20 protein-coding genes are annotated in these 25,871 nt (G+C 72.3%); 6 read left to right on the forward strand and 14 right to left on the reverse strand.

Features of this window, described 5'->3' with window-relative positions; all coding sequences use genetic code 11:
- Positions 1-3 precede the first annotated feature (3 nt).
- The 3 genes from ACIQU3_RS04650 to ACIQU3_RS04660 all read right to left on the reverse strand — a co-directional run bounded on the left by ACIQU3_RS04650 (position 4) and on the right by ACIQU3_RS04660 (position 7,618).
- Positions 4-2,562: a SpoIIE family protein phosphatase gene (locus ACIQU3_RS04650; RefSeq protein ID WP_403727683.1), complete on the reverse strand. Its 2,559-nt coding sequence runs from the start codon at positions 2,560-2,562 to the stop codon at positions 4-6.
- Between the two features lie 97 nt (positions 2,563-2,659).
- Complete coding sequence (locus tag ACIQU3_RS04655) at positions 2,660-6,931, reverse strand: HAMP domain-containing protein (RefSeq protein ID WP_403727681.1); 4,272 nt, start codon at positions 6,929-6,931, stop codon at positions 2,660-2,662.
- A gap of 288 nt (positions 6,932-7,219) precedes the next feature.
- Positions 7,220-7,618, reverse strand: coding sequence for an STAS domain-containing protein (locus tag ACIQU3_RS04660; RefSeq protein ID WP_403923328.1), 399 nt, complete (start codon positions 7,616-7,618; stop codon positions 7,220-7,222).
- Between the two features lie 107 nt (positions 7,619-7,725).
- Between ACIQU3_RS04660 and ACIQU3_RS04665 the strand changes: the two genes are divergently transcribed.
- Positions 7,726-8,055 carry a helix-turn-helix transcriptional regulator gene (locus tag ACIQU3_RS04665; RefSeq protein ID WP_403727677.1) on the forward strand — a complete coding sequence of 110 codons (330 nt, stop codon included), beginning with the start codon at positions 7,726-7,728 and terminating at the stop codon, positions 8,053-8,055.
- Positions 8,056-8,165: 110 nt separating this feature from the next.
- Here ACIQU3_RS04665 and ACIQU3_RS04670 read toward each other — a convergent pair whose 3' ends face one another.
- The gene (locus tag ACIQU3_RS04670; RefSeq protein WP_403923330.1) at positions 8,166-8,543 is read right to left on the reverse strand and encodes a peptidase inhibitor family I36 protein; all 378 of its coding nucleotides are present in this window, start codon (positions 8,541-8,543) and stop codon (positions 8,166-8,168) included.
- The gene (locus ACIQU3_RS04675; protein WP_403923331.1) at positions 8,540-9,148 is read right to left on the reverse strand and encodes a hypothetical protein; all 609 of its coding nucleotides are present in this window, start codon (positions 9,146-9,148) and stop codon (positions 8,540-8,542) included. The genes ACIQU3_RS04670 and ACIQU3_RS04675 overlap by 4 nt, the downstream gene beginning before the upstream one ends.
- A 347-nt stretch (positions 9,149-9,495) precedes the next feature.
- Between ACIQU3_RS04675 and ACIQU3_RS04680 the strand changes: the two genes are divergently transcribed.
- The gene (locus ACIQU3_RS04680) at positions 9,496-10,335 is read left to right on the forward strand and encodes a tat (twin-arginine translocation) pathway signal sequence (RefSeq protein ID WP_403923333.1); all 840 of its coding nucleotides are present in this window, start codon (positions 9,496-9,498) and stop codon (positions 10,333-10,335) included.
- Positions 10,336-10,359: 24 nt separating this feature from the next.
- Here ACIQU3_RS04680 and ACIQU3_RS04685 read toward each other — a convergent pair whose 3' ends face one another.
- Both ACIQU3_RS04685 and ACIQU3_RS04690 read right to left on the reverse strand, forming a co-directional pair.
- Positions 10,360-10,899 carry a hypothetical protein gene (locus ACIQU3_RS04685; protein ID WP_403923335.1) on the reverse strand — a complete coding sequence of 180 codons (540 nt, stop codon included), beginning with the start codon at positions 10,897-10,899 and terminating at the stop codon, positions 10,360-10,362.
- Positions 10,900-11,060: 161 nt separating this feature from the next.
- Positions 11,061-12,896, reverse strand: a complete 1,836-nt coding sequence (locus tag ACIQU3_RS04690) for a lysyl oxidase family protein (protein WP_403727664.1) — start codon at positions 12,894-12,896, stop codon at positions 11,061-11,063.
- A gap of 372 nt (positions 12,897-13,268) precedes the next feature.
- On the opposite strand from ACIQU3_RS04690, the gene ACIQU3_RS04695 reads away from it, so the two are divergent.
- Positions 13,269-14,657 carry an MFS transporter gene (locus tag ACIQU3_RS04695; RefSeq protein ID WP_403923337.1) on the forward strand — a complete coding sequence of 463 codons (1,389 nt, stop codon included), beginning with the start codon at positions 13,269-13,271 and terminating at the stop codon, positions 14,655-14,657.
- A 61-nt stretch (positions 14,658-14,718) separates the two neighbouring features.
- On the opposite strand, the gene ACIQU3_RS04700 is transcribed toward ACIQU3_RS04695, so the two are convergent.
- From ACIQU3_RS04700 to lnt, 4 genes are all read right to left on the reverse strand, one after another.
- Positions 14,719-16,623: a helix-turn-helix domain-containing protein gene (locus ACIQU3_RS04700; RefSeq protein WP_403923339.1), complete on the reverse strand. Its 1,905-nt coding sequence runs from the start codon at positions 16,621-16,623 to the stop codon at positions 14,719-14,721.
- Positions 16,624-16,698: 75 nt separating this feature from the next.
- Positions 16,699-17,499, reverse strand: a complete 801-nt coding sequence (locus ACIQU3_RS04705) for a 3-hydroxybutyrate dehydrogenase (RefSeq protein WP_403923340.1) — start codon at positions 17,497-17,499, stop codon at positions 16,699-16,701.
- Positions 17,500-17,553: 54 nt separating this feature from the next.
- Positions 17,554-18,033: an NUDIX hydrolase gene (locus ACIQU3_RS04710; protein ID WP_403923342.1), complete on the reverse strand. Its 480-nt coding sequence runs from the start codon at positions 18,031-18,033 to the stop codon at positions 17,554-17,556.
- Positions 18,034-18,102: 69 nt separating this feature from the next.
- Complete coding sequence (gene lnt, locus ACIQU3_RS04715) at positions 18,103-19,719, reverse strand: apolipoprotein N-acyltransferase (protein WP_403727652.1); 1,617 nt, start codon at positions 19,717-19,719, stop codon at positions 18,103-18,105.
- A gap of 215 nt (positions 19,720-19,934) precedes the next feature.
- Between lnt and ACIQU3_RS04720 the strand changes: the two genes are divergently transcribed.
- Positions 19,935-21,008, forward strand: a complete 1,074-nt coding sequence (locus ACIQU3_RS04720) for an O-antigen ligase family protein (RefSeq protein WP_403923344.1) — start codon at positions 19,935-19,937, stop codon at positions 21,006-21,008.
- 113 nt (positions 21,009-21,121) lie between these two features.
- Here the strand turns inward: ACIQU3_RS04720 and ACIQU3_RS04725 are convergent, their stop codons facing one another.
- Complete coding sequence (locus ACIQU3_RS04725) at positions 21,122-21,676, reverse strand: hypothetical protein (protein WP_403727646.1); 555 nt, start codon at positions 21,674-21,676, stop codon at positions 21,122-21,124.
- A gap of 106 nt (positions 21,677-21,782) precedes the next feature.
- Positions 21,783-22,568: a glutamate racemase gene (locus ACIQU3_RS04730; protein WP_403727644.1), complete on the reverse strand. Its 786-nt coding sequence runs from the start codon at positions 22,566-22,568 to the stop codon at positions 21,783-21,785.
- 39 nt (positions 22,569-22,607) lie between these two features.
- Between ACIQU3_RS04730 and ACIQU3_RS04735 the strand changes: the two genes are divergently transcribed.
- Positions 22,608-23,798, forward strand: a complete 1,191-nt coding sequence (locus ACIQU3_RS04735; protein WP_403923346.1) for a glycosyltransferase — start codon at positions 22,608-22,610, stop codon at positions 23,796-23,798.
- A gap of 16 nt (positions 23,799-23,814) precedes the next feature.
- Here the strand turns inward: ACIQU3_RS04735 and ACIQU3_RS04740 are convergent, their stop codons facing one another.
- Positions 23,815-25,110 carry a TerD family protein gene (locus ACIQU3_RS04740; protein ID WP_403728271.1) on the reverse strand — a complete coding sequence of 432 codons (1,296 nt, stop codon included), beginning with the start codon at positions 25,108-25,110 and terminating at the stop codon, positions 23,815-23,817.
- A gap of 298 nt (positions 25,111-25,408) precedes the next feature.
- Between ACIQU3_RS04740 and ACIQU3_RS04745 the strand changes: the two genes are divergently transcribed.
- Positions 25,409-25,834 (forward strand): DUF6643 family protein, encoded by a 426-nt coding sequence (locus tag ACIQU3_RS04745; protein WP_403727639.1) that lies wholly within the window; start codon positions 25,409-25,411, stop codon positions 25,832-25,834.
- Positions 25,835-25,871: the final 37 nt, after the last annotated feature.

A 25,871-nucleotide genomic window follows, 5' to 3' on the forward strand; every position in this document is an offset into this window, starting at 1 on the left:
GCCTCAGCCGACCCTTATGCCCACGATGCAGGTGTCGTCGTCGGTGTCCGACTTGCTGTAGGTCAGGAGGCGGTCCAGCTGCTGGTCGAGCGTGCTGGGTGCCGTACGGGCGGTGGTCAGGAGGTGGGTCAGGGACTCCTCCACGGGCCGGTCCCGGCGCTCGACCAGGCCGTCCGTGTACATCAGCAGGGTGTCCTCGGGGGCCAGTTGCAGCTCCGTCTCCTCGTACACGGCCTCGGGGACTGCCCCCAGCAGCAGGCCCTTGACCAGGGGCAGGGGGGCCGCTTCGGTGTCCCGGACGAGGACGGGCGGGAGGTGCCCGGCCCGGGCCCAGCGCAGCGTCCGCGTGACCGGGTCGTACAGTCCGCACACCGCGGTCGCGGTGACGGCGCCGGTCAGGTGGTGCGCCACGATGTTGAGCCAGGACAGCAGCTGGCCCGGACCGGCGCCGGTCACGGCCAGGCCGCGCAGCGCGTTGCGCAGGACGACCATGCTGGTGGCGGCCTCGATGCCGTGCCCGGCCACGTCCCCGACGCACAACAGCACCTTCCGGGACGGCAGGACGACGGCGTCGTACCAGTCGCCGCCCACCAACTGCTCGGTCTCCGCGGGGCGGTAGCGCACGGCCACCTGGAGACCGGACACCTGCAACGGCGCCTGAGTGGGCGGCATGATGGCGTGCTGCAACTGCAGGGTCAGCCGGTTGCGTTCGGTGGCCTGCTGTTCGGTGTGCGCCAGTTGGTCGCGGGTCGCGGCGAGCGCCACCTCGGTCCAGTGCTGGGCCGAGATGTCCTGGTAGGCGCCACGCACCAGGAGCAACCGGTCGTCGGTGTCGAGCACCGGTTCGGCGACGATCCGGATGTGACGGGTCACCCCGTCCGGCCGCTGCAGCCGGAAGGCGGCGGCCGCCGGCCGCTGGTGGTGCAGCAAGGTGCGCAGGAAACGGCCGATGGATACGCCGTCGTCCGGGTGGGCGTGGGCCGGCAGCTCCTCCAGCGGCACCGGGGTGCTCGTCTCGGGGCGTCCGTAGAGGTCGAACAGCTGCCCGTTCCAGGTGATCTCGCCGGTGAGCACGTTCTCCTCGAACCCGCCGATGCGGCCCAGCCGCTGGGCGTGCTGGAGCAGGCTCGCCAGCCGGGCCGTCTCGTCCTCGATGCGCCAGATGAGGAGGACGGACATGCCGTGTCGGCTGATGCTGATGTCCGCGACGGCCGACAGGGGGACCTGGTCGACGAGGGCGGTGAGGTTCATCCGGCGGGCCCGGAAGGGCTCGCCCGTGGCGTAGACCCGCTCGACGCGCTGGAACAGTTCGCTGTCCCCGGCGGCCATCGGGTAGGCCTCCAGGAGCAGCGCCCCGTTCACGACCGCCCGCGGCCGGCCTGCCGGGTCGAGGAAGCGGCTGTTCACGTGCTGGATGCGGAAGTCCACCAGGTGCCCGTCGGTGTCCAGATGCGGAACCAGGACGAGGGCGGGGTCGTACAGCCCGTCGGCGAGGTCCATCAGCTCGGCGGCGTCCGGCAGCACGCGCGGCTCCTGGGCCGCTCCCTGCGGCGGCGTGTACATCTCCAGGGTGTGGGCGCACAGTTCGGCCAGCGCCTCCACCTGCCGGACGATCTGCGGGGGCTGCGGTTCCAGCGGGGCCGGCCAGGCGATCTCCAGCACACCGTGGATACGGCCTCCGGTGCCGGCGGGCAGGGCGGCCCGGCCGCCGTCCGGGTGGTGGTGCAGGCCGATGGTGGGCAGTCCGGTCACGCCGAGGGTGGTGATCCACTGCCCCTCGCGCTCGATGAGGCCCCGCCGCGCCACGGTCACCACGTCCGGCGGGACGTAACGCCAGCGCTCCGCCTCGGCCGGCGAGAAACCGGCGCTGCCGGCCAGAGTCAGCGAACCGTCGGCGCCCACGGCCCATATGGCCACGGCCACCGCGCCGAGCGGGCGCAACGCCTGCTCCAGCAGGGCGTCGGCCACGGCCTGGGCGTCGTCCGCCGCCAGGACGCCGCTCTCGGCCGCGCGCAGGCGTACGGCGGCCGACTCGGTGTCCGCCTCGTCGGCGGCCCGGGTGGCGGCGAGGAAGGCGTCCGTCACCTCGGACATCCGGTCCCGGGCGGCCTGGTTGATGACGTCGACGGCCAGTTCCAGGGGGGTGACCTGGGCCTGCTCGGCCAACTGGGCGAGCTGCCGGGCGGCCTGGGCCGGACCGCACTGCAACCGTTCGACCAGGACGCCCTTGGCGAGCTCGATCAGGGCACGCCCCTCGGCCTCCGCCTGGGCGGCCCGCACCTCCCGGCTGAGCCGTTCCACGGTGGCGGCGAGCCGGCCCACGGGGGTCGCGGCCGACGGATCCTCGGGGTCGGCGGGCGGTGCGGCTCCGGACTCGGGCGGCCCGTCGGAGGTGACCGGCCCTCCGGAGGCCGCTTCCTGGTCAGGGGTTTCGAGTACCGCGTCGGGGGTGCGGGACAGCGCGTCGGAGCTCACCGGTGACGGGGAGGGCTCCGGACCGGCGGCCGAACCGCGCTTCGGCTCGCCGTCACCCGGCTCGCGCGACTGCTCGGACATGCTCACGGTGTGGATGCTCCTCGGCTGGGGTGCCCTGGGGCGCGGAACGACAGGCGCTGGGGGGCGCCCGGCCCGCCGGTGTACGGGTCGGACGCCGGTGTGCTCATGCCGGCAGCCAGCGGCGGACGCAGGCCATGAGGTCGCGCGTGTCGACGGGCTTGGTGACGTAGTCGCTGGCCCCCGAGGCGAGGCTCTTGTCCCTGTCGCCCGGCATCGCCTTCGCCGTGACGGCGATGATGGGCAGCTCGGCGTACTGCGGCATGCGGCGGATCTCGGCCGTCGCGGTGTAACCGTCCATCTCCGGCATCATCACGTCCATCAGCACGAGGGCCACGTCCGGATTGTTCACGAGCGTCTCGATGCCTCTGCGTCCGTTCTCGGCGTGCAGGACGCGGAAGCCGTGCAGCTCCAGGATCCCGCTCAGCGCGAAGAGGTTGCGCGCGTCGTCGTCGACGACGAGGACCGTACGGCCGGCCGACGCGTCATGGGCGACGGGCGGCGTCAGCTGCTGCGGCCCCTCCGTGCGGACGAGGGAGAGCACGTCCCCGGGTTCCTCGGCGGACAGGTGCAGGGCGATGCGCTCGCGCAGTTCGTCGAGGCTGGACAGCAGCTCCAGCGCGCCGCCCTCGGAACGGGAGCGCAGTGTCTCGTCCAGGGGGGCGTCCATGGGGTGGCTGCTGTGCACCAGCACCGGAACACTGGTCAGCGCCGAGTCGCCCTCCAGGGCCTGGAGGAAGCGGGACGCCTCGTCGTCGCGCATGCCCAGCTCCAGGACGACGCAGTGGCACGGCTCGGACGCGAGGGCACCGGCCGCCTCCTGCGCTCCGACGGCGGTGATGACATCGACCGCGGGCCGCTGGGCACCGTCCGTCCGGCCGTGTGTCAGGTCGGCGACCACGCTCTCCGCGACGAGGGTCAGCAGACCGCGGGACCGCTCCTCCACGACGAGCAGCCGCCGGGGCCGGGGGCCGGGCCCGATCTGGGGCACCGGCACCGAACCGGTCAGTCCCTCCGGTACGGGCTCCGCCGAGACGCGCTCCAGGGGTCTGCCGGAGTGGAGCAGTTCCTCGAAGTCGGGGCGTGCCACGGGCAGGAACAGCGTGAACGTACTGCCCTGGCCGGGCGTGCTGTGCACCGAGACGGCTCCGCCGAGCAGTTGGGCGATCTCCCGCGTGATGGACAGGCCCAGACCGGTGCCGCCGTACTTCCGGCTCGTCGTGCCGTCCGCCTGCTGGAACGCTCCGAAGATCGTCTCCAGGTGCTGCTCCGGAATGCCGATGCCGGTGTCCTTGACACGGAAGGCGACCACGGAGGCGCCCCGCACGACGCCTGCGGGCACCTCGTCTTCGTCCGCGGGCTCGATGCTCAGTTCCACGCCGCCCTGTTCGGTGAACTTCACGGCGTTCGACAGCAGGTTGCGCAGGACCTGGCGGAGCCGGGAGTCGTCGGTGAGCACGTCCGCCGGTGCGCCGGGCGCGGTCGTCACCGTGAACTCCAGGCTCTTCTGCGTGGTCATCGGCCGGAAAGTGGCCTCCACGTACTCGATGAGCTGACGCAGCGTCACCCGCTCGGGCGTGACGTCCATCTTTCCGGCCTCGACCTTCGACAGGTCGAGGATGTCGTTGATCAGCTGGAGCAGGTCCGAACCGGCGGAGTGGATGATCTGGGCGTACTCGACCTGCTTGGGCGTGAGGTTGCGCGACGGGTTCTGGGCCAGCAACTGGGCGAGGATCAGCAGGCTGTTGAGCGGGGTGCGCAGTTCGTGGCTCATGTTGGCCAGGAACTCCGACTTGTACTTCGAGGCCAGCGACAGCTGCTGGGCGCGGGTCTCCAGTTCCTGGCGCGCCTGCTCGATCTGCAGGTTCTTCGCCTCGATGTCGCGGTTCTGCGCCGCCAGCAGCGAGGCCTTCTCCTCCAGTTCCGCGTTGGAGCGCTGCAGTTCCTCCTGCTGGACCTGCAACTCCGTGGAGCGGGCCTGGAGTTCGACCGTGAGGCGCTGGGACTCGACCAGCAGCTCGTCGGTGCGGGCGTTGGCCACGATGGTGTTGACGTTGACGCCGATGGTCTCCATCAGCTGGGCGAGGAAGTCCCGGTGGATCTGTGTGAAGGGGGTGACCGACGCCAGCTCGATGACGCCGAGGACCTGACCCTCGACCACGATGGGCAGCAGCACCAGCGCGGACGGCACCACCTGGCCGAGTCCCGAGGAGATGGTCACGTAGCCGTCCGGCAGTTCCTCCACCATGATGGTGCGCCGGCTGCGGGCGGCCTGGCCGACCAGGGTACGGCCGAAGGCGATGCGGGAGGGCCGGCTGCTCTCCTCCGGGTAGCCGTAGGAGCCGACGAGCCGCAGTTCGGGCCCGTCGTCGCCGTCCTCGGCGAGGTAGAAGGCGCCGTACTGGGCCGACACCAGGGGAACCAGCTCGTCCATGATCAGCTCGGCCACGACGGGCAGGTCCCGGTGTCCCTGCATCAGGCTCGAGATGCGTGCGAGGTTCGTCTTGAGCCAGTCCTGCTCCTGGTTGGCCCGGGTGGTCTCGCGCAGGGACTCCACCATCGAGTTGATGTTGTCCTTGAGCTCGGCGACCTCGCCGGAGGCCTCCACGTTGATCGACCGGGTCAGGTCGCCCTCGGCCACCGCACTGGTGACCTCGGCGATGGCCCGCACCTGGCGGGTCAGGTTGCCCGCCAGTTCGTTGACGTTCTCCGTGAGGCGTTTCCAGGTGCCGGAGACACCCTCGACCTCGGCCTGGCCGCCGAGGCGTCCTTCGGTGCCGACCTCGCGGGCGACGCGGGTGACCTCGTCGGCGAACGCCGACAGCTGGTCGACCATGGTGTTGATCGTCGTCTTGAGTTCGAGGATCTCGCCGCGGGCGTCCACGTCGATCTTCTTCGACAGGTCTCCCCGGGCCACCGCGGTCGTCACGAGCGCGATGTTGCGCACCTGGCCGGTGAGGTTGTTGGCCATCGAGTTGACGTTGTCGGTGAGGTCCTTCCAGGTGCCGGCGACGTTCGGCACGTGTGCCTGGCCGCCGAGACGCCCCTCGGTGCCCACCTCGCGGGCGACACGCGTGACCTCGTCGGCGAACGCCGAGAGGGTGTCGACCATCGTGTTGATGACCTCGGCCAGTGCCGCGACCTCGCCCGCGGCCTCGACGGTGATCCGCTGCGACAGGTCGCCGCGCGCCACGGCGGTGGCGACCTGGGCGATGGAGCGGACCTGGCCGGTCAGGTTGGACGCCATGACGTTGACGTTGTCGGTGAGGTCCTTCCAGGTCCCCGAGACCCCGCGGACCTGGGCCTGGCCGCCGAGACGTCCCTCGGTGCCGACCTCCCGGGCGACACGCGTCACCTCGTCGGCGAACGCCGACAGCTGGTCGACCATCGTGTTGATGGTGCTCTTCAGCTCCAGGATCTCGCCCCGCGCGTCCACGGTGATCTTCTGCGACAGGTCGCCCTTGGCGACCGCCGTGGCCACCAGCGCGATGTTGCGGACCTGGCCGGTGAGGTTGCCCGCCATGAAGTTCACGGAGTCGGTGAGGTCCCGCCAGGTGCCCTTGACGCCCTTGACGTCCGCCTGGCCCCCGAGGCGCCCCTCGGTGCCGACCTCCCGGGCGACACGCGTCACCTCGTCGGCGAACGCCGACAGCTGGTCGACCATCGTGTTGATGGTGCTCTTCAGCTCCAGGATCTCCCCGCGCGCGTCCACGGTGATCTTCTGCGACAGGTCGCCCTCCGCTACCGCCGTGGTGACCTGTGCGATGGAGCGGACCTGGCTGGTGAGATTGCCCGCCATGTGGTTGACGGAGTCGGTCAGATCGCGCCAGACCCCGGCCACGCCGGGCACTTGCGCCTGGCCGCCGAGGCGCCCCTCGCTGCCGACCTCGCGGGCGACCCGCGTGACCTCGTCGGCGAACGCGGACAGCTGGTCGACCATCGTGTTGACGGTCTCCTTCAGCTGGAGGATCTCGCCACGGGCGGGCACGTCGATCTTCTGTGAGAGGTCGCCCTTGGCGACCGCCGTGGCCACCTGGGCGATGTCGCGGACCTGGGTGGTCAGGTTGCCCGCCATCGCGTTCACCGAGTCGGTCAGGTCGGCCCAGGTGCCGGAGACCCCGGGCACCTCCGCCTGACCGCCGAGGGTGCCTTCGGTACCGACCTCGCGGGCCACCCGCGTGACCTCGGAGGTGAACACGGACAGCTGGTCGACCATGCCGTTGAAGACCGTGGCGATGTCGCCCATGAGGCCGTCGGCGTCGTCCGGCAGCCGGGTACCGAAGTCCCCGTCACGGACAGCCGTCAGACCTGCCAGCAGCCGACGCAACTCCTGGTCGCCCGGCACCGCATCGACGACCCCAGTGCTGTCGCTGGTCATGCGCACCCTCGTTCCGCTCCCCAAGAGCCCTCGAAGCCGAGGACTCGGAACCCCCGGGCCGATGAGCGGCGCCGGTTGTCGTGCATGCGTGTTCCACGCTTACAGATGTGTATGCGATGTGGAAATACGCCGCAGGTTAACCCACATTTCAAGCCCTGAACAAAGCAGGAGTCATCAACCTCGGCCGAACTCCGTCAGCACACCCCGGACCCCGTCGGCGACGGCGGCAGGCGGGCCGGAAGGCGGGTCACGAGAGCCGAGCGGACCCGTTCAGCCGGGCCGCCCCGTTCAGGAGACGGCGGCGGCGTCGACGGAATCCCGTGCCTCCAGGAGACGGTCGACTCCGGTGATCTCACAGAGGCGCTGGAGCTGCGGGGACGGCGCGACCACCCGCAGGGCGCCCGTCTGGTGCGTGAGGATCAGCAGGTTCAGCAGCGTCGAGTCCGCGAAGGTGATGCCGGAGGCGTCCAGGATCACCTTCGGGTGCTTCCTGACGGCCGCCGCCATCGCGTCCGCCAGTGGCGTGATCGAGTCCATGTCGTAGGAGCCGCGGGCGATGATGACCCAGGCCCCGCGCCATGCGTACTGCTTCACCACGGCCCCGTCCGGGGTGTGCGCGCCTGCTATCTGCACCTGGGCGCCGGTGTCGCGTGCGGGTGCCGGCATGCCGGTCTCGTCCCAGGGCACCTTCGGGCTCCTTCTGTGACTCTCCCCGAGGGGAGCACGTCCTGCGTTGCATGAAAAGTATGTCATGTATCTATGTTCAGGCAACGGTGCCCCTTAATATGCTGCGCATGGTCGGAGTGCCCGAGTCCCACAGCGGATGGACGTTCATCACCAGCCACGCGCGCGTACTGGCAGCCATTGCCGACAACCCGAACGTCCGCATCCGCGACATCGCCGCCCGCTGCCGTCTCACGGAACGCGCCGTCTCGCGGATCATTTCCGATCTGGAGCAGGACGGCTATCTCTCCCACACCCGGGACGGCCGCACGAACACCTACCGCATCGAACCGGACAAGGTGCTGCGCCACCCGGCCGAAGCCGGACTCTCCGTGGCTTCCCTGCTCTCCCTGCTCGTGCGGGACGAGACCGCCCGCGTCAGGAAGCCCGTCGCCGGGTAGCCGGCCGGTCCCGGAACCCCCGCCCCGGTCCCGGTGCGGGGACCGGGTGCTCGGTCGCAGTACGAAGCCCCTGCGTGACGTACGTCGGGCAGGGGCTTCGCTCGGCCGTGTCAGCAGCTCATGGCCCAGGTGTGGGAATCACCCTGGTCGTTCGCCGCGCCGTTGTGGCCGACCTCCTGGCCGGGGGCGAGACAGATCGTCATGTGTCCTCCCAGACTGGCACTGGAGTAGACCCGGACGTGGTCCTTGATGCCCGGCCCCGAGATCCCGTGGTTGGCCCAGGAGGAGTCCGTGTCCGCGATCCAGCTCTCCCACCAGTGGTCGTCACCGGACCAGTTGGCGCGCTGACCGGAGAAGTCGGCGTTCTGCCACACGCAGAACTCACCGCTCGGGCAGTCCGCGGCACCGGCCGTGCCGGCGGTGGTGAGCGCGCCGGTGAAGAAGAGGAAGACCGCCGCGAGGGCGGAGAACAGCCTGCTGTGCGTCATGACGGGACGGGACCTTTCCGGTGGGGGGTGGGGCGGCCGGCCAGTAGCCGTGCCGCGCGGTGCAGTGCGTGGTCGCGCAACCGCTCGTAGGTGGCGATGTCGTCACGGTGCGCGGCGCGGACGGCGGCGAGCCGGGCGGGCTCCAGCCGTGCCCTGAGGTCGCCGAGCCCGCTCTCTCGCGCACACCTGGTGTCGTCCTCTGGGCAGGCGGCCCGGCGTGCGAGCGCTGCCCGGTAGCGGGGGTCCTCCTTGAGCCGGGCCTGCGCCTCGGGGCGCAGCTGGTTGACGGTGACCTCGGCTCGGAACCAACGGGCCTGGTCGCCGTAGAGGTAGCGGTGCGCCTGCGCCAGGCAGCCGTCCGTGTGGGTGCGGACGGTGTGTCCGGTGGCAAGGGTGATCTCCAGTTCGGCCGGGGCCGTGCCGAAGAGCGCGTCCTCCCGCGACGCGGACGGCCCCGCGGCCTCACGGGCGGTCATGCACCGGTCCACCAGCACCTGCTGCGCTGACCTGATCAGGTCGTTGCGCGCCTGCTCCGATGTGGGCAGTTCAGTTTGCGGCGGCCCGGCACAGCCTCCGGCCAGCAGTACCGCGAGTACGGCGGCCACCGCCGTCCTGCCCGCACCCCGGGCCCAAGCAGCGCTCGTTTCCACGTCACTTGGAACGATCAAGAACGTGCGCAGACACGGCATGTGCGCGCACGGCTTCCCGGCCCGGCCCGGTGCGTCACCCGGTGTGCGATCGCCGGCGCGTCACATCCTGGCCGCAGAGGCCGGGTCACCCCTCCTCGACGTCAGGAGCGGCGGTGGAGGTGGGGGCAGCCCCAGCAAGAACTCGGCGGGTGGCCCCACAGACCGCCTGCGCGCGGCCGCGTTAGCTTCTGTGCCGAGGGCTGCAGCTTTCCCGTCCCTCCGTCCGCGCGGAACGGCGTCGCCTCCTAGACCAAGGCCCTTTCATGAACAGCCACTTGTCCCACCCTCGCCTCACCACCGCGCCAGGGTGGCGGGTCGGCGTGCTGACCGCGACGAGCGGAGCGCTGCTGGCCGCCTTCTTCGTGGTGCCGGGCACGCTGGCACACGACGGCGTCGACTCCGGGAACGTCGCGGCGTCCTTCCGCCGCGGCCTGGTCGCCTACTGGGATTCCGGCAGTCCGGACTTCCCCCGGCAACTGGACTCCACGGTCGAGTTCTGGTTCCGCTTCCACCTCGTCAAGGCCTCCCTGTCCGCCCTGCTCCTCGCAGCGGTCGTCGTGCTCGGCGTCCTCCTCGGGCGGCTGGCCCGGCAGCGGGCGGAAGAGCGGCCCGGCCGCCTCCTCCTCGTGCCGGCAGGCGCCCTGGTCGCGTTGCTCGGGCCGTTCGCCCTGGTCGCGCTGGTGGCCAACGTGCAAGGGGCGGTGGCCCCCTTCGCTTCCCTGCTCCCCATGCTGACCGGCGGCGACGCGCACTCCGACGGCGAACTGGCCCGCACCCTGGCCCAGATGCGGCAGCAGATCGCCGACCATCCCACCGAGGGGCACTCGCCCGCTCTCACCGCGATGACCGGCGACTTCGCCCTGTACCACGCGGTCCTGGCCGCCATGGCTGCCACGGTCGGACTCGCCCTGGCCGGCGTCGCCGCCGTCCTGTGGAGGCGGCACAGGGCGGTGCCCGACGCCCGGTCGAGACGCGCGACGAAGGCCGGCATCGCGGCCTCCGCCCTCTGCGCCGTCCTCACCCTCGTCATCGCCGTCGCGAACACCACCAGCGCCGCACACTCGTCCCAGGCCCTGGCCGCCTTCCTCGACGGGGGCTGGTAGGACACCGGCCGTCGGTGCGGAGTGTCACCCGGTCACGAAGGTCGTCACGCTCCGAGCGGGAAGCTGACCGGTGAGGGAGCCGTTCGTCACGGTGCTCCTGCCCTGGGACGCGAGGGTCCGGCCGGAGTCCGTCAGCCGGGACGACACACCGGACGAGGTGTCGTTCCGCAGGACGAACTGCTGACTCACGTGCGAGGTCTCCTTGTTGACGGCGACGACGACCAGCCGGGAGCCGATCCCCCGGTACGCCGAGACGTGGACGTTCGGCTGAGGGGTCGGGGTCGCCGCGATCCGTACCGGCCCGGGCCGGACGAACTTGGAGAAGTGCGCCATGGCGGCACCCCGCTTGCTGATCCGGCCGTCCTCCCGCATGGGGCCGTATCCGCGCCGGATGTACCACCACACGTAGGCCTGGAACTCGGCGTCCACCATGGCGCGGTGGAGGTGTTCGCCGACGTCGAGCGCCCGGGGCCACAGATCGGCCGAATCGCGGCTGTTCGAATCCGGCTCGGGGGTGCCCGCACCGGGAGCTGGAGCACCGTCCGGCGCAGGCCCGTCGAACATGGCGTGACCGATCTGCTGGTAGATCCGACGCCTCCCTGGTCTGCGAGGCCCCGACGCCGCGCTGAGCGGCCCGTAATCAACTCCCGCTCAGAGAATGCCGCGAACGGCAGTGTCCCCGCCCTGATCCCGGGCGGGGACGCCCTACCAGTCGCGCGGCGGGGTCAGTTGGCGTTCACCAGGTCGTGCGCCGGCACCTTGACCGTCCGCTTGCCCGGCTCGCCACCGAGCACGATCTTGCGGAGTGCACTGTTGTTGCCGAGGTCGGTTTCCTTCAGGCGCTTCTCGGGGTTGGCCAGCACCTGGATGTAGTAGGTGCCGTTGGGCACGCCGGTGATGTCGAACGACTGGCCCGGCAGGTCCTGGGTGTAGGTGTCACCGGATCCGACGTCCAGCACCTCGCGGACGGAGATCGAGTTCTCCTCGCCGCAGGCGGTGGCCAGGTCCGTGTTGTACGGGTGCCAGTTGGCGTTCTTCACGGTGTAGTCGATCGCGTCGGTGTTGGCCAGGCAGAACGCTTCCTTGCCGCTGCGCACGGCCTCCTTCTTGTCCGCCTTCAGCAGCCGGTAGCTGGCGAAGTCGGTGAAGTGCCAGTGCACGTGTCCCGGGCGCGGGTCCCACTCCATGGTGCCGGTGGGGGTGTAGCCGACCTGCTTGCCCTTGGCGTCGTAGAAGTACTGGAAGGCGTCCATCTTGGCCTTGCCGGGCTTGCGGAACCCGTCCACCACGAGCTGCGCCGGGCCGGCGTTCCAGACGTTGGCGCTGAACGCCAGGTAGTCCTTGCCCGGGATGTCCTTGTCGCCGTCGCTGATCGTGATGCCGTAGGCCGGCAGCGAGCGCAGGTCCGGCTTGGGGACGTCCGGGACGGAGGCCTTGCCGGTGGGGCGCTTCGACAGCGGCTTGAGAGCGGGCGCCTGACGCGAGCCGTCGGTCTGGCCGCCGGTGTCCCCGGCCTGCGGAGACTGCGCGGACATCTGCTTCTTCTTCAGCGCCCACGGCAGGGCCGGCGGCGCCGCCTTCAACGGACCGTGGCCCACGTTGTACGAGGGACCCGCGCCGCTCGTCACCGGCGCGGCGGCCTCGGCGGCGGTCGGGGCATGCCCCGGCCCGTGACCGGCGTGCGCGGACGGGGCCCGGTGACCGGCGCCGTGCCCGGCGTGCTCGGACGGCGCCTGGTGACCGGCACCGTGCCCGGCGTGCTCGGACGGCGCCTGGTGACCGGCACCGTGCCCGGCGTGCTCGCCGGCCTTCGCGGAGCGGGGCGCCGCGCCGACGGGGCCCTCTTCGTCCTCGCCGCTGCGTTCCACCACGGTCACCTTGACCGTGGCCGCCTTGTCGGCGATGCCGAACAGGTCGCGGTACTTCTTGGCGACACCGACCTTGGCCGTGTACGTACCGGCGGGCAGCTGCACCGGCTCCGTGTAGGAGCCCGCGTAGGTGTTGGCCGCCCAGCCCTTCTCGACGCCCCACACCGAGCCGAGGGTGAAGGGGTTGGTGGGGCAGCTCTCCGGATACTTGGAGGTGGAGGGCGCGTCGGGCCGCACTCGGCCGCTGGCGTTGTTCGGGCAGAAGCTCTCGCTGCGGGTGAGGACCTTCTTGCCGGCTTTGTCGGTGAGGGTGATCTCCGAGAAGCCGGGCAGCCCGGAGAAGTCCTTCACGGTGCCCTTGGGCAGCTTCTTCGCCTTGGGCTTGCCGCCCTCGTACACGGTCTGAGTGACGGTCACCGGGTCCTTGTAGGACTTCCGGGTCACCTTGAGCTCCAGCGGCGTCCCCTCGGCGATGAGGTAGGTGCCGAGGTCCAGGTACACGCCCGGCTCCTCCTTCCAGGAGGTGAGCGTCACCGAGTCGGTCGCCGCGACGATGCTCAGCTGGGGGCCCTTGGCGGCCTTCGCGGGGTCCTGCGCCGCGGCCACGATGCCGGCCGTGACGGCCGTCACGGCGACGGCCGTGGTGCCGGCGAGCAGCGTACGCCGCAGCCGAGCGGTGCGTCTTCTGGTCATGGTTGGCTCGTCCTCCGGTGCTGTGAGAAGGAAGCAGGCGGCACCACGCGTCCGCGGGATACGGGCCGGGGCCGTCAGGTGAGAGGCGTCTTGCTCCGCCCGCGCTGTGAGAGGAACGGACCGGTCGCGCGGTTGTCCGGAGGCGGAAAGGGCACGAAGTGTTGGCCGAATGCCGCCGTAGTGACGAGATCCGGTGCTGTCCGACCTGCCACCGTGCAAGGCCTCGAGACGGCCCACGCATCACCCGCATAGGGGCTGCACGCACACCCCGCCCCCGAACTATGTAGTCCCACCACATGTGCCACTGACGTGCGGATTCCTACCGTGTGCGCACACCCACCCGTCCCCACCGCACACGAGGAAGTGGCGCACATGGCCTCAGCAACCACCGCTCCCCCACCCCCGGGCAATCTCAAGCGCATCGTCGTCGCCAGCCTCATCGGCACCACCATCGAGTGGTACGACTTCTTCCTCTACGGATCCGCCGCGGCCCTCGTGTTCAACAAGCTGTTCTTCCCGGACTCCGACCCGCTCGTCGGCACCCTGCTTTCGTTCCTGACGTACGCGGTCGGGTTCGCCGCCCGGCCCCTGGGCGCGCTGGTGTTCGGGCACTACGGGGACCGGCTCGGGCGCAAGAAGCTGCTGGTGCTGAGTCTGCTGCTGATGGGCGGGGCGACCTTCGCGATCGGGCTGCTGCCGACGCACGCCTCCATCGGGACGGCGGCGCCGGTGCTGCTCACCGTGCTCCGGCTGGTCCAGGGATTCGCGCTGGGCGGCGAGTGGGGCGGTGCCGTCCTGCTGGTGTCGGAGCACGGCGATGCGCGGCGCCGCGGCTTCTGGGCGTCGTGGCCGCAGACCGGCGCACCGGCGGGGCAGCTCCTCGCCACCGGTGTGCTGTCCCTGCTCACGGCCCTGCTGTCGGATGCCGCGTTCGGCAGCTGGGGCTGGCGGGTGCCGTTCCTGCTCTCCGGGGTGCTGGTGATGGTCGGTTTGTGGATTCGTCTGTCCGTCGATGAATCGCCCGTCTTCAAGCAGGCGTTGGCGGCAGCCGAAGCCCGCAGGGCGGACGTGGCGGCGGACGCCGAGAAACTGCCGCTCGTCTCCGTGCTGCGACACCACTGGCGTGACGTCCTGGTGGCGATGGGGGCGCGGATGGCGGAGAACATCAGCTACTACGTGATCACCGCGTTCATCCTCGTCTACGCCACCACCTCGGCCGGCGTCTCCAAGCAGACCGCGCTGAACGCGGTGCTGATCGCCTCGGCCGTGCACTTCGCCGTCATCCCGGCGTGGGGCGCGCTGTCCGACCGGATCGGCCGGCGGCCCGTGTATCTGGTGGGCGCGGTCGGTGTCGGGCTGTGGATGTTCCCGTTCTTCTCGCTGATCGACACCGGGGGCTTCGGCAACCTGATCCTCGCCGTCACCGTCGGCCTGGTCCTGCACGGGGCGATGTACGCGCCCCAGGCCGCCTTCTTCTCCGAGATGTTCGCGACACGGATGCGCTACTCCGGCGCGTCGATCGGCGCCCAGTTCGCCTCGGTCGCGGCGGGCGCGCCCGCGCCGCTGATCGCCACCGCCCTGCTGTCCGACTACGGCAGCTCCACACCGATCGCCCTGTACGTGATCGCCGCCGCCGTGCTCACGGTCATCGCGGTGGCGGCGGCCAAGGAGACCCGCCACCGCGACCTGGCCGACGTCGCCGTTCCCGCCGGGCAGGAGGCGGGCCGGGCGGCGGCCGTGGAGGACGCCCGGACCGTCTGAGCCGCCAGGAATCCACGCCCGCGCCACGGCCGCCGGCCCCCGTACGTCCCGCGTACGGGGGTCAGTGCCGTGTCGGTGCCGACAACCGGTGCAGGCGCAGGGCGAGTTGGATCTCCAGGGCCCGGGCCGGGTTCTGCCAGTCGTCGCCGAGGAGGCGCCCGACGCGCTCCAGGCGCTGGGCGACGGTGTTCACATGGACGTGCAGTGCGTCCTTGGTGCGCACGGGGCTCATGCCGCAGGTGAAGTACGCGTCGAGGGTGCGCAGCAGTTCCGTGCCGCGTCGCCGGTCGTAGGCGACGACCTCTCCGATGGTGCGGTCGACGAAGCCCGGGATGTCCCGGTCACCGGCCAGGAGCAGTCCCAGGAACCCGAAGTCCTCGGCGGCCGCACCGTCCCCGCGGCGGCCGAGGACGCGCAGGGCTTCGAGACAGCGGCGGGCCTCCGCGTAGGCCGTGGCCACGGCCCCGGGGCGGGCGGCGAGATCCTCGGCGGGTGCGGAGGCGCCGACCGTGACCGTCGCGTGGACCGCCGTGCCCAGGTGCCGGGCCACGCGGCGGGCCAGATCGGTCGCGGAGCCGCCGGGGCCGAGCGGCAGCAGCAGGACGGTGCCCCCGTCGCGGGCCGCGGCAAGGCCGTGCCGGGTCGCGGCCAGGTGGGACGCCGCCGCTGCCAGACGTCTGCGGGCGTCCGCCTCCTGGTCGGCATCGGTGGGCTCGCCCTCCAGTCGCGCGGCCAGCACCACGTGGAGGGCGTCGAGGTCGGCGTGGAGCCGGGCCGCGCGCTCCCTCAGCAGGCGCGGGTCACGGGCCCGGGCGTCGAGCAGGTCGTCCAGCAGCTCACCGCGCACGCGCTGTTCGGCCTCGGCGGCGGATCTGCGGGCCAGGAGCAGCAGGGAGGTGACCATGGCCGCGCGCTCCAGCGTGCGCTGGTCGACGGGGTCGAGCCCCGGGTGCCCGTGCAGCACCAGTGCCCCGAGCAGTTCGCCACCGGCGGCGACGGCGGCGATCCAGTCGTCCTCGTGGAGCACGGCGTGGCCCTGCGCGCCGGACTTCTCCAGGGCCGCGGCGGGTGCGGCGGCGGCCTCGGCGAACTCGACGGTGCCGTCGAGGATCTCGGAGACGGCCGCGGCCACGTCGTGCACTCCGCCGCCGCGCAGGACGAGTTCGGCGAGCCGGTCGTGCACGTCGGAGGCGCGCTCGATGACGCCGCTGCGGTCCCGGATGATCTCGTTCGCCCGCTCCAGGCCCGCGAGCGCCGACCGGGTCTCGGCGAGCAGGTTGGCGGTGTCGATGGCGGCCGCGGCGAGAGCGGCGAACGATCCGAGCAGGGCGATCTGCTCCCGCTCGAAGACGCGGGCACGCCGGTCGGCGGCGAACAGCACGCCGATGACGTGGTGCCCGAGCGTCAGCGGCACACCGAGGATGGCCACCAGGCCCTCGTCCCGCACGCCCGCGTCGATGGTGAGGGTGTGCTGGAAGCGGTCGTCCTTGAAGTAGTCGTCGGTGACGTAGGGGCGGGCCGTCTGGGCGACCAGACCGCCGAGGCCCTCCCCCATGCCGAGCCGCAGCTGCTGGAACCGGGCCGCGACGGAGCCCTCGGTGACCCGCATGTAGGTGTCGCCGCGCTCCGTGTCGTTCAGGCTGAGGTAGGCGACGTCCGTGCCGAGCAGCGAGCGGGCGCGCTGGACGATCGCCTGGAGTACCGCGTCGAGGTCGCGCAGCCCGGCTAGGTCGTGGGCGGTCTCGAACAGTGCGGACAGCTCGGCCTCGCGCCGGCGTCGCCCCTCCAGCTCGGCGCGGACGCGCAGGGCGAGCGGCTTGGCCTGCCGGAGCAGGGCGATCCACTCCGCCGGGCGGCCTTCGGCCCGCGCGAGCAGTTCCGGCTGCTCGTAGGCGTCGGCCGATGCGCCCCTGGCCAGGAGCTCGAGGAACGGCACTTCGGCGGACTGCACGTGATCGCTGGACATGCTCACAGGATTCCCCAAGACCGGGCCGCCCCGTCAGCCCTGTGGACAACTCCCCGGGCCGACGGGAGCGGCCGCTCAGTGGGCGGTCCAGCCACCGTCGAGCACGAGCGAGGTGCCGGTCACGAAGGACGCCTGCGGGCTGCAGAGATACGCCACGGCCTCGGCGACCTCCTCCGGTTCGATGAGTCGTTTGACGGCGCTGTCCCGCAGCAGCACCTCGGACAGGACGCGTTCCTCGGGGATGCCGTGCGCCTGGGCCTGGTCGGCGAGCTGCTTCTCCACCAGTGGGGTGCGCACATAGGCGGGGTTCACACAGTTCGAGGTGACACCGTGGGGCGCGCCTTCGAGGGCGGTGGTCTTGGACAGTCCCTCCAGGCCGTGTTTGGCCGCCACGTAGGCCGACTTGTAGGCCGAGGCGCGCAGCCCGTGCACGGAGGACACGTTCACCACGCGGCCCCACCCCTGCCCGTACATGTGGGGCAGGGCCCCGCGGATGAGCCGGAACGGTGCCTCCAGCATCACGGTGAGCACCGTGTGGAAGGCCTCGGGCGGGAACTCCTCGATGGGGCGGACCAATTGGATCCCGGCGTTGTTGACGAGGACGTCGGTGCCCGCGGCGGCGAGCTCGGCAGCGTCCAGGTCGGTGAGGTCGAGGACGTGCGGCTCCACCGTTCCGGCGAGGCCGTGGCCCTGGCCCGCCAGCGCCTCCAGGCCTGCCCCGTCCCGGTCGACGGCTCTCACCTTGGCCCCGGCCGCCGCGAGCCGCAGCGTGCAGGCACGGCCGATGCCACCGGCGGCGCCGGTGACGAGCGCGGTGCGCCCGCCCAGGTCGAGCGGGGCGGCGTCGGGGACGGGGAGGGCACGGTGCGCGGTCATGGTTCGACCCTAGGCAGCGCCCGCGCCCCACCCCATGTGGTCACGCCCCATAGTTCAGCCGGAGGCAGTGGGGTCGAACCATGTGGGGGCACCCGACAGGGCCTGTTTGATCCGGTGCAGGCCGAACTCGTTCAGTTCGGGCAGCGCGTCGATGTCGAACCACGCCACGTCCAGCGACTCGTCGTCGTTGACCCGGGCCTCGCCGCCTACGGCCCGGCAGCGGAAGGTGATGTCCATGTACTGGCAGACGTCGCCGTTCTCGTAGGTGACGGGGGCCAGGGCCTGGACGACGACGACCCGTTCGGCGACGCAGCGTACGGCCGTCTCCTCGTAGACCTCGCGCACCGCGCAGGCGGCGGGCTGCTCCCCCGGCTCCGGGATGCCGCCGAGCACGGACCACTTGCCGGTGTCGGCCCGGCGGTTGAGCAGCACTCTCCCCTCGTCGTCGAAGACGAGGGCGGTGACGCCGGGGAGCCAGAGCAACTGCTGACCGGCCGAGGCGCGGAGGGTGCGGATGAAGTCGGGAGTAGCCATGCCGTCGACCCTAACGGGCCGCTCACAGGCGCCCCGGTGCGCTTCAAACGGCGTGCGACGGGCGTACGGCTACACGTCACCGGCGCGTCGCCCGCGCAGCCCGGCGCCGACGGCCCACCCGAGTCCGCCGGCCGCGACCAGGACGAGGGCGATCTCCGGCAGGGTGCCGAGCCGGGTGGCGGGGGTCCGGGACGACCGCAGCGGCACCTTCTGCACCAGGGAATCGGCCACGAACATGCCGGTCTTCTGTGTGATCCTGCCGTCCGGCATGATGATCGCGCTGACACCGCTGGTCACGGGCACCGTCACGGTCCGGCTGTGCTCGACCGCGCGGACCCGGGACATGGCGAGCTGCTGGTAGGTCATCTCGCTGCGGTCGAAGGTGGCGTTGTTGCTGGGCACGGAGATCATCTGGGCGCCGTCGGTGACCTCGGAGCGCACGGTCCAGTCGAAGGCCGCCTCGTAGCAGGTGACGAGGCCGACCTTGGCGCCGTCCATGGTGAACACGCCCGGCTCGGTGCCCCGGCTGAAGTCCTGGCGGACCATCGCCGTCCAGTTCTTGTTGACGGCGCCGATGAGCGAGCGCAGCGGCAGGTACTCGCCGAAGGGCTGGATCTGGCGCTTGTCGTAGGTGTTCACGGGTCCCTCGGCCGGGTCCCAGAGGATCTGCTCGTTGTACAGCTTGCCGTCCCGCTCGACGACGCCGCCGACCGAGACCGGCACGCCGATGGACTTGGCGGCCGCGTCGATGACGGCCCGGGCGTCGGGGTTGGCGAAGGGGTCGATGTCGGAGGAGTTCTCCGGCCAGAGCACGAAGTCCGGCCGTGCGACCTTTCCTGCCTTCACCTCGGCGGCCAGCCGTTCGGTCTCGCGCGCGTGGTGGTCGAGTACGGCCCGCCGCTGGGAGTTGAAGTCGAGGCCGGCGCGCGGCACGTTGCCCTGGATCACGGCGACGGTGGCGGTGCCGTCCTCGGCCGTGTCACTGACGAGCGGCCGGGCCGCGACGGCGCCCACCACGGGGACGGCCAGGCTCAGCAGGCCCACGGCCGCCGCGCCGCGCCGCACCGCACCGGTCCTCCGCCAGCGCACGGCCAGCCGGACCACTTCGTACAGCCCGAAGCCGCACAGGACGACCGCGAAGCCCAGCACGGGGGTGCCGCCCACCGCGGCGAGCGGCAGGAACACGCCGTCGGCCTGGCCGAAGGCGATCTTCCCCCAAGGGAAGCCGTTGAAGGGCGCACGCGCGCGTGCCGCCTCGCCGGCGATCCACACGGCCGCGGCCCACACCGGCCAGCCGGGCAGCTTCGAGACGGCCGCGATCCCGGCGCCGGCCGCGGCGACGAAGAGGGCCTCGATCGCCACCAGGGCGAGCCAGGGGCCCGGCCCCACCTCCACTCCGGTCCACACCAGCAGCGGCAGCAGGAAGCCGAGGCCGAAGAGGTAGCCGAGGCCCAGTGCCGCCTTCCAGCCGCGGCCGCGCAGCACCCAGCCGAGGACGCCGAAGGCCGGCAGGGCCAGCCACCACAGCGTGCGGGGCGGGAAGGAGACGTAGAGGAGCAGGCCGGAGAGCGCGGCTGAGGCGGCCGGGACGAGGCGCACGAGCCGCCGGGCCCACGGTCGCGCCCCGGGCGCGGTCCGCGGCTCCAGCTGGTCCGACTCGCCGACGGAGGTTGCGGTGACGGTCACTCCCGGAGTCTAAGGCGCGTGACCTGGGAGCCGACAGCGCGGTACGCGCGGCGGACTTCCTGTTCAGTCCGTCACGACACATCCCAAAACCGTCCACCAGCCGTTACGGTGTGCCAAGCCTCGCTCGTACGGCCCGTGACGGCCGGTGCGACCGGGGTCTTCACGAGTCGGGGGCGACGGTGCGCCGGGGGGCGGGCGGGGTGGGTTCCAGCGGGATGACGTCCGCGTCCGGGCCGGACGCGGACGGTGACAGACGAATCGTTTCTGACGCGGCGGGCATCGTGGTGCTGGGGGCCTGTGCCGCCTGGTCCCTGATCACGGCGGCCGTGCACGACGGCAGGCCCGAGGGGGTGCTCCTGGCGGTGCTGGCCGTGGCAGCCGGGTACGCCGCCGGACGGATCAGCGGGGCGCTGCTCCCGGTCGGTGCGCCCTTGGCCGGGGCGCTGGCCGGCATGGCGCTGACGGCGGCCGTTCCCCATCTCGCGCCGGGCCCGCAGATCGCGGCGCCCCTGGGGCACGCGGGGGCAACCGCCGCCGTACTGACCCTGTCGGCCGGTGCCGCGTGCTGCGCGGCCTGGGCCTCGCCGGTACCGGCCGTTCGGATCACCCTGCGGCTGCTGGCCGCCGGGACCGTGGTGCTGGCCGTCGTGCTCGGCTCCACCAGCGGCTCGGTGACCTGTCTCGCGGTGCTGCTGTGCTCGCTGGCCGTCGGCCGTACGCGGCAACGGGGCGCCGGGATGGCCACGCTGGCCGCGGTGGCCGTCCTGGTGACCGCCCTGGTCTGGGCGATTGCCGCGCGGGCCGTACCGGGCGGCTTCGTGGCGGCCGCGGAGGGGCGGCTGACACCGCACCGCGTAAGTCTGTGGCGGGACGCGTGGCATCTGCTGGGGGACGACGCCCTGGCCGGGGCCGGCCCGGGCCGCTTCGGGGAACTGAGCACGGCGTCCGCGCAGTCCCTGCTGTCCGACGACAAGCCGCACTCTGCGCCCCTGCAACAGGCCGCGGAGCAGGGGATCGTCGGGGCGGCCCTGCTCGCGGCGGTGTTCGGCTGGGTGCTGTACGCCCTGTGGCGCGGCCCGCGCCCGACCCCGGTGGCACTCACCGCGGGCGCCGCCCTGACGGCGCTCGCCGCGATCGCCGCCCTCGGTAACGCGCTGAGCTTCACGGCGGTGTCCGTCGGTGCGGGCCTGCTGGCGGGCATGGCCACGGCGCGGCCCCTCGCCGACGAGTCGTCGAGCCGTACGGCGGGAGTCCCGGCGCGCGGAGCGGGACGCACCCCCGCGCGATGACGGGCGGACACCCGGCGCCCGGCGCCGCGGGCCGCTGATCACAACCGTGACGCCTTCCCGGCGCCCCTGCGGCCCGGCGGTCCGGCGCCCCTGCGGCCCGGCGGTCCGGTGGCTCAGTGCGCGGGAGCGCCCGGCTTGCTGGGCCGCAGCCGTGCCTCGATCACCCGTACGGCCGCCTCCGCGTCGTCGACGGTGATCGTGAAGGTGTGCCCGTCCCACAGCTCCAGCTCGACGCCCTCACCGCGTCGTACGACCACCGCGGTGCCCTTCTCGGGCCGCCACCGGTAACCCCAGCCGCCCCAGTGGCGGGGGGTGACGTGGGAGATGTACGTGGCACCGACCACGCTGGAGAGCGGGATACGGCGACGGGGGACGCCGATGTGGCCGCAGCGCACCTCGAGGTGTTCCTGGTCGACCCGCAGGGCGACGTGCACGAAGGCGAGCGTTCCGAAGAGGACCAGCAGCCCGGCGGCGATGCACCCGACGACGGCCATCACCAGCGGGGCGACGCCGGACGTCCACGCCGAGTCGACGGCCAGCTCGATGCCGAGTGCCATGCAGGCGGCGCCCACGAGCGCCAGCAGCCACTGCACCCGGTTGGTGGCCCGGCCGGTCCAGACGTCCGGGTGCGGGTGCGGGGCGTTCTCGCCGTGGCGGTGGTCCCTCATGCCTTTGAGGGTACTCAGATTTCGCTCCGCTGGTACCTCGTGGCGGAGCGTGACTGCGCCGGGTGGACGCCGTGCCGCACGGGTCGGCCGGCGACCGCGGCTCCGGTCAGCGGGCGGGCGTGACCGCCTGCAGCAGGCGCCCTTCCGCGTACGCCAGCGCCGGGGCGGGCAGGGCGCCCTCGCGTCCGCTGAGCAGCACGGTGAGCGTGCCGTGCGGGGCGGCACCCGGCGCGGGCTGCAGGCCGAGGCGGCGCAGGGCCTGGGCGGCCACGGCCCCGGCGGAGCCGTGCAGCACGAGAGGCGGGCGGCCCGGGCGCTGGACGGCGGCCCGGATGCGCTCGGCCACCAGCTCGTAGTGGGTGCAGCCGAGGACGACGGTGGTCACCTCGGCCGGGGTGAGGGCGGCGGCCGCGGACACGGCCGCGTCGATCGCCTCCTCGTCCGCGTGCTCCACCGCCTCGGCGAGGCCCCAGCAGGGCACCTCGGTGACGGGCACACCACCGGCGAAGTCCTTGATCAGGTTCTGCTGGTACGGGCTGCCCGTGGTGGCCGGGGTGGCCCAGATGGCGAGGTGCCCGCCACCGGCCGCGGCCGGCTTGATGGCCGGAACGGTGCCGATGACCGGCAGCTCCGGCTCGAGCCGGGCGCGCAGGGCGCTGAGCGCGTGCACGGTCGCGGTGTTGCAGCCGACGATCAGGGCCTCGGGACCGCGCGCTGCGGCGGCCTCGGCGACGGCCAGGGCGCGCTCGGTCAGGTCCTCGGGCGTGCGCGGCCCCCAGGGCATGCCGTCGGGGTCCAGGGAGAGCACGAGATCGGCGTCGGGGCGCAGCCGCCGTACCGCGGCGGTGGCCGCCAGCAGACCGATTCCGGAGTCCATCAGCGCGATCTTCACCCGATCACGATAGACGATGAGCGGTACCGGACAGGGCCGGTGGGGCAGACTGCGGCCGTGAGCGCCGTTGTGTGGACCGCCGCCGGATCACTCCTCGCCTGGTTGTGGCTGCTGCTCGGCCAGGGCTTCTTCTGGCGCACCGATGTGCGCCTGCCGTCGCGTGCGGAGCCGGACGTGTGGCCGTCGGTGTGTGTCGTCGTCCCCGCCCGCGACGAGGCGGCCGTGCTGCCCGCCGCGCTGCCGTCGTTGCTCTCGCAGGACTATCCGGGGCGGGCGGAGATCTTCCTCGTCGACGACGGCAGCGCGGACGGCACCGGAGAGCTGGCGCGTGAGCTGGCCCGCCGGCACGGCGGGCTGCCGCTGACGGTGGGCTCGCCGGGCGAGCCGCCGGCGGGCTGGACCGGCAAGTTGTGGGCGGTGCGCCACGGCATCGGGCTGGCAGGCGCGCGTGATCCCGAGTACCTCCTGCTGACGGACGCCGACATCGCGCACGCTCCGGACAGTCTGCGGGAGCTGGTGGCGGCGGCCCGTTCCGGTGGGTTCGACGTCGTCTCGCAGATGGCCCGGCTCCGGGTGGAGAGCGTGTGGGAACGGCTCGTGGTGCCGGCGTTCGTCTATTTCTTCGCACAGCTCTACCCCTTCCGCCGGATCGCCGCGACGGGCCGGACCGCGGCCGCCGCCGGGGGCTGCGTCCTGCTGCGGGCGGGCACCGCGGAGCGGACACGGATCCCGGACGCGATCCGGCACGCCGTGATCGACGACGTGGCGCTCGCTCGGGCCGTCAAGCGCGGCGGCGGCCGCGTCTGGCTCGGGCTCGCCGAGCGGGTGGACAGCGTGCGTCCGTATCCGCGGCTGCACGACCTGTGGCGCATGGTCTCGCGCAGCGCGTACGCCCAGCTGCGGCACGACCCGCTGCTGCTGGCCGGGACGGTCGCCGGGCTGGCGCTGGTGTATCTGGTGCCGCCGGCGGCGGTCCTGGCCGGTCTCGTCGCCGGCGGTACGGCGGCGCCGGTCCTCGGCGGTCTCGCGTGGCTGGTCATGACGGGGACGTACGTCCCGATGCTCCGCTACTACCGTCAGCCGCTGTGGCTCGCCCCCCTGCTGCCGTTCACGGCGTTCCTCTATCTCCTCATGACCGTCGACTCGGCGGTGCAGCACTACCGGGGACGGGGCGCGGCCTGGAAGGGCCGCACCTACGCGCGCCCGGACGCCGTGCCCGAGGAGGGGTGACGGCCCGCCGCGGGGGTCACTTGCGGCCGGGGGTCCAGTTCATGCCCCACCCGTAGGCGTGGTCGACGGTCCGCTGCGGGCTCACCCCGCGCTCGGGCACCAGGTAGCGCGCCTCCCGCTGGACGACCAGGTCACCGCCGGTGTTGGTGATCAGGGCGAGCGCGCACACGAGTGAGGGGACCGTGCACTCGTCGAGGGAGAACTCGATCGGCGCCCCGTGCTCGGGCCGGAGCGTGACCGAGGCGTGCAGTTCGGCGAAGGAACGGGCGCCTTCGTAGATGGTGACGAAGACGAGGATGCGCCGGAAGGCGTCCTTGTGGTCCAGGTTGACGGTGAGGTTCTCACCCGTGGACACGGCCCCGGTGCGGTCGTCGCCGTCGAGGTGGATGTAGGGCGGGCGGTGCAGCGCTCCGAAGCTGTTGCCGAGGGCCTGTACGACGCCCTTGCTGCCGTCGTCGAGTTCGTAGAGCGCGCACAGGTCGAGGTCGAGGTCGGAGTGCATCGCCGTCGGGCGGCCGAACTTGCTGCTCCAGCCCGAGAACTGCTTGCGCACCTCCCAGTTGAGGTTGACGTGCAGCGCTCCGGAGGTGCCGCCCTGCTTGGTGAGGGAGACGGAAGGGGCCGCCTTGGTGAGCGTCACCTTGGTGAGGCGCACGGGCGCGGGAGGCGCGGCGGGCGGGGGCGCAGCGGTGGGCCGCGCCGTCGGAGGGGACGGGTACGCGGCGGGCGGCGTGGCCGCGGGAGGCGCGGGCGCCACGGCCGGTGCGGGTGCCGGTGCCGGTGCCGCGTGCTGCGGCTCGTCCACCGTGATGCCGTAGTCGGTGGCGAGCCCTTCGAGTCCGCTGCTGTAGCCCTGGCCGACGGCACGGAACTTCCAGGCGCCCTGGCGACGGTAGAACTCGCCCAGCACGAAAGCGGTTTCGGTGGTGGCACCGGGGTTGTCGAAGCGGGCCACCGGGTTGCCCCGGTCGGCGTCCCGGACCTCGATGTACAGACCGGGGACCTGCCCGAAGGCGCCGCCGTCGGCGGAGGCTGCGAGGACGACCGTCTCGATCGCGGGCTCCACGCGCGCGAGATCGACGAGGAGCGTGTCCGTCACCCGCCCGTCGGTGGTGCGCTTGCCCTCGTGCCGGATCGCCCCGGAGGCGTGCCGGGGCTGGTTGTAGAAGACGAAGTCCGCGTCCGAGCGGACCTTGCCACCCGCCAGCAGCAAAGCGGACGCGTCGGCGTCGGGCACGCCCGCCCCGGCCCGCCACCCCAATTCCACCCGCAGCGCGGCGGTCGGCACCGGAGTATTTGAACCTTTCAGCATTTGCATGTCCGCCCCCATTGCGTGGCACCGCACCAGGCCCGTCCCGGCCGTCCGTCGAGTTCCGTGCGCACAACCTATTCCCAGCCGCGGCGAAGTCCCATGCGTGAGCACCCGGAAGAGCCGTCGGCCAACCGCTGGTAACCCGCCCGGAACTCGGCCTATACACGATCAGGACCCCGTTGCGCGCCCCTTTTTGGCGAGTTCGCTCGCATTGGGGGTCCCGGGTCACCGTGGACACGGAAAACAACCCTCTTATCGGTCTCCCCAATCAGCACATCGTTGGCTTAACTTATGTGCCATGACCTCCCCCCGCTCCACCTATGGCGGCGGCTACTACTCCGCCTCCTTCCCGGACACCCCGATCTACGACAGGCTCGTCGCCGAGCGGGGCACCCCGCAGATCGCGCCGATCCGGGTCCCCGCCCAGTACGACATGCCGGGCAGCAGCCTGCCCGCGCTCCCGTCGGCCCTGCCCGCTCTTCCGGCAGCCCCCTCCCAGCCCGTCTACGGCTATCCGCAGGCGCAGCAGCCCTCCCCGCTGCAGCAGGCGCCCGCGGCGTACATCCCGCAGCAGGCCACCGGTCCGCGCGGCTACCCCGGGCCGCAGCAACAGCCGCGCCCGGCGGCCCCCGCGGGCTACGAGGCGATGCGCCCCGCGGCTCCCCGGCCGGCCCCGGCTCCCTACCAGGACCCGTACAACAGCCAGCAGTACCGCGGTTACTGAGCCGCCCTCCAGGGGGTCGTCGGCGCCGGCTGGCACG

Origin of the sequence: Streptomyces sp. NPDC101110 (assembly GCF_044759525.1) — a bacterium.
Lineage (GTDB): Bacteria > Actinomycetota > Actinomycetes > Streptomycetales > Streptomycetaceae > Streptomyces.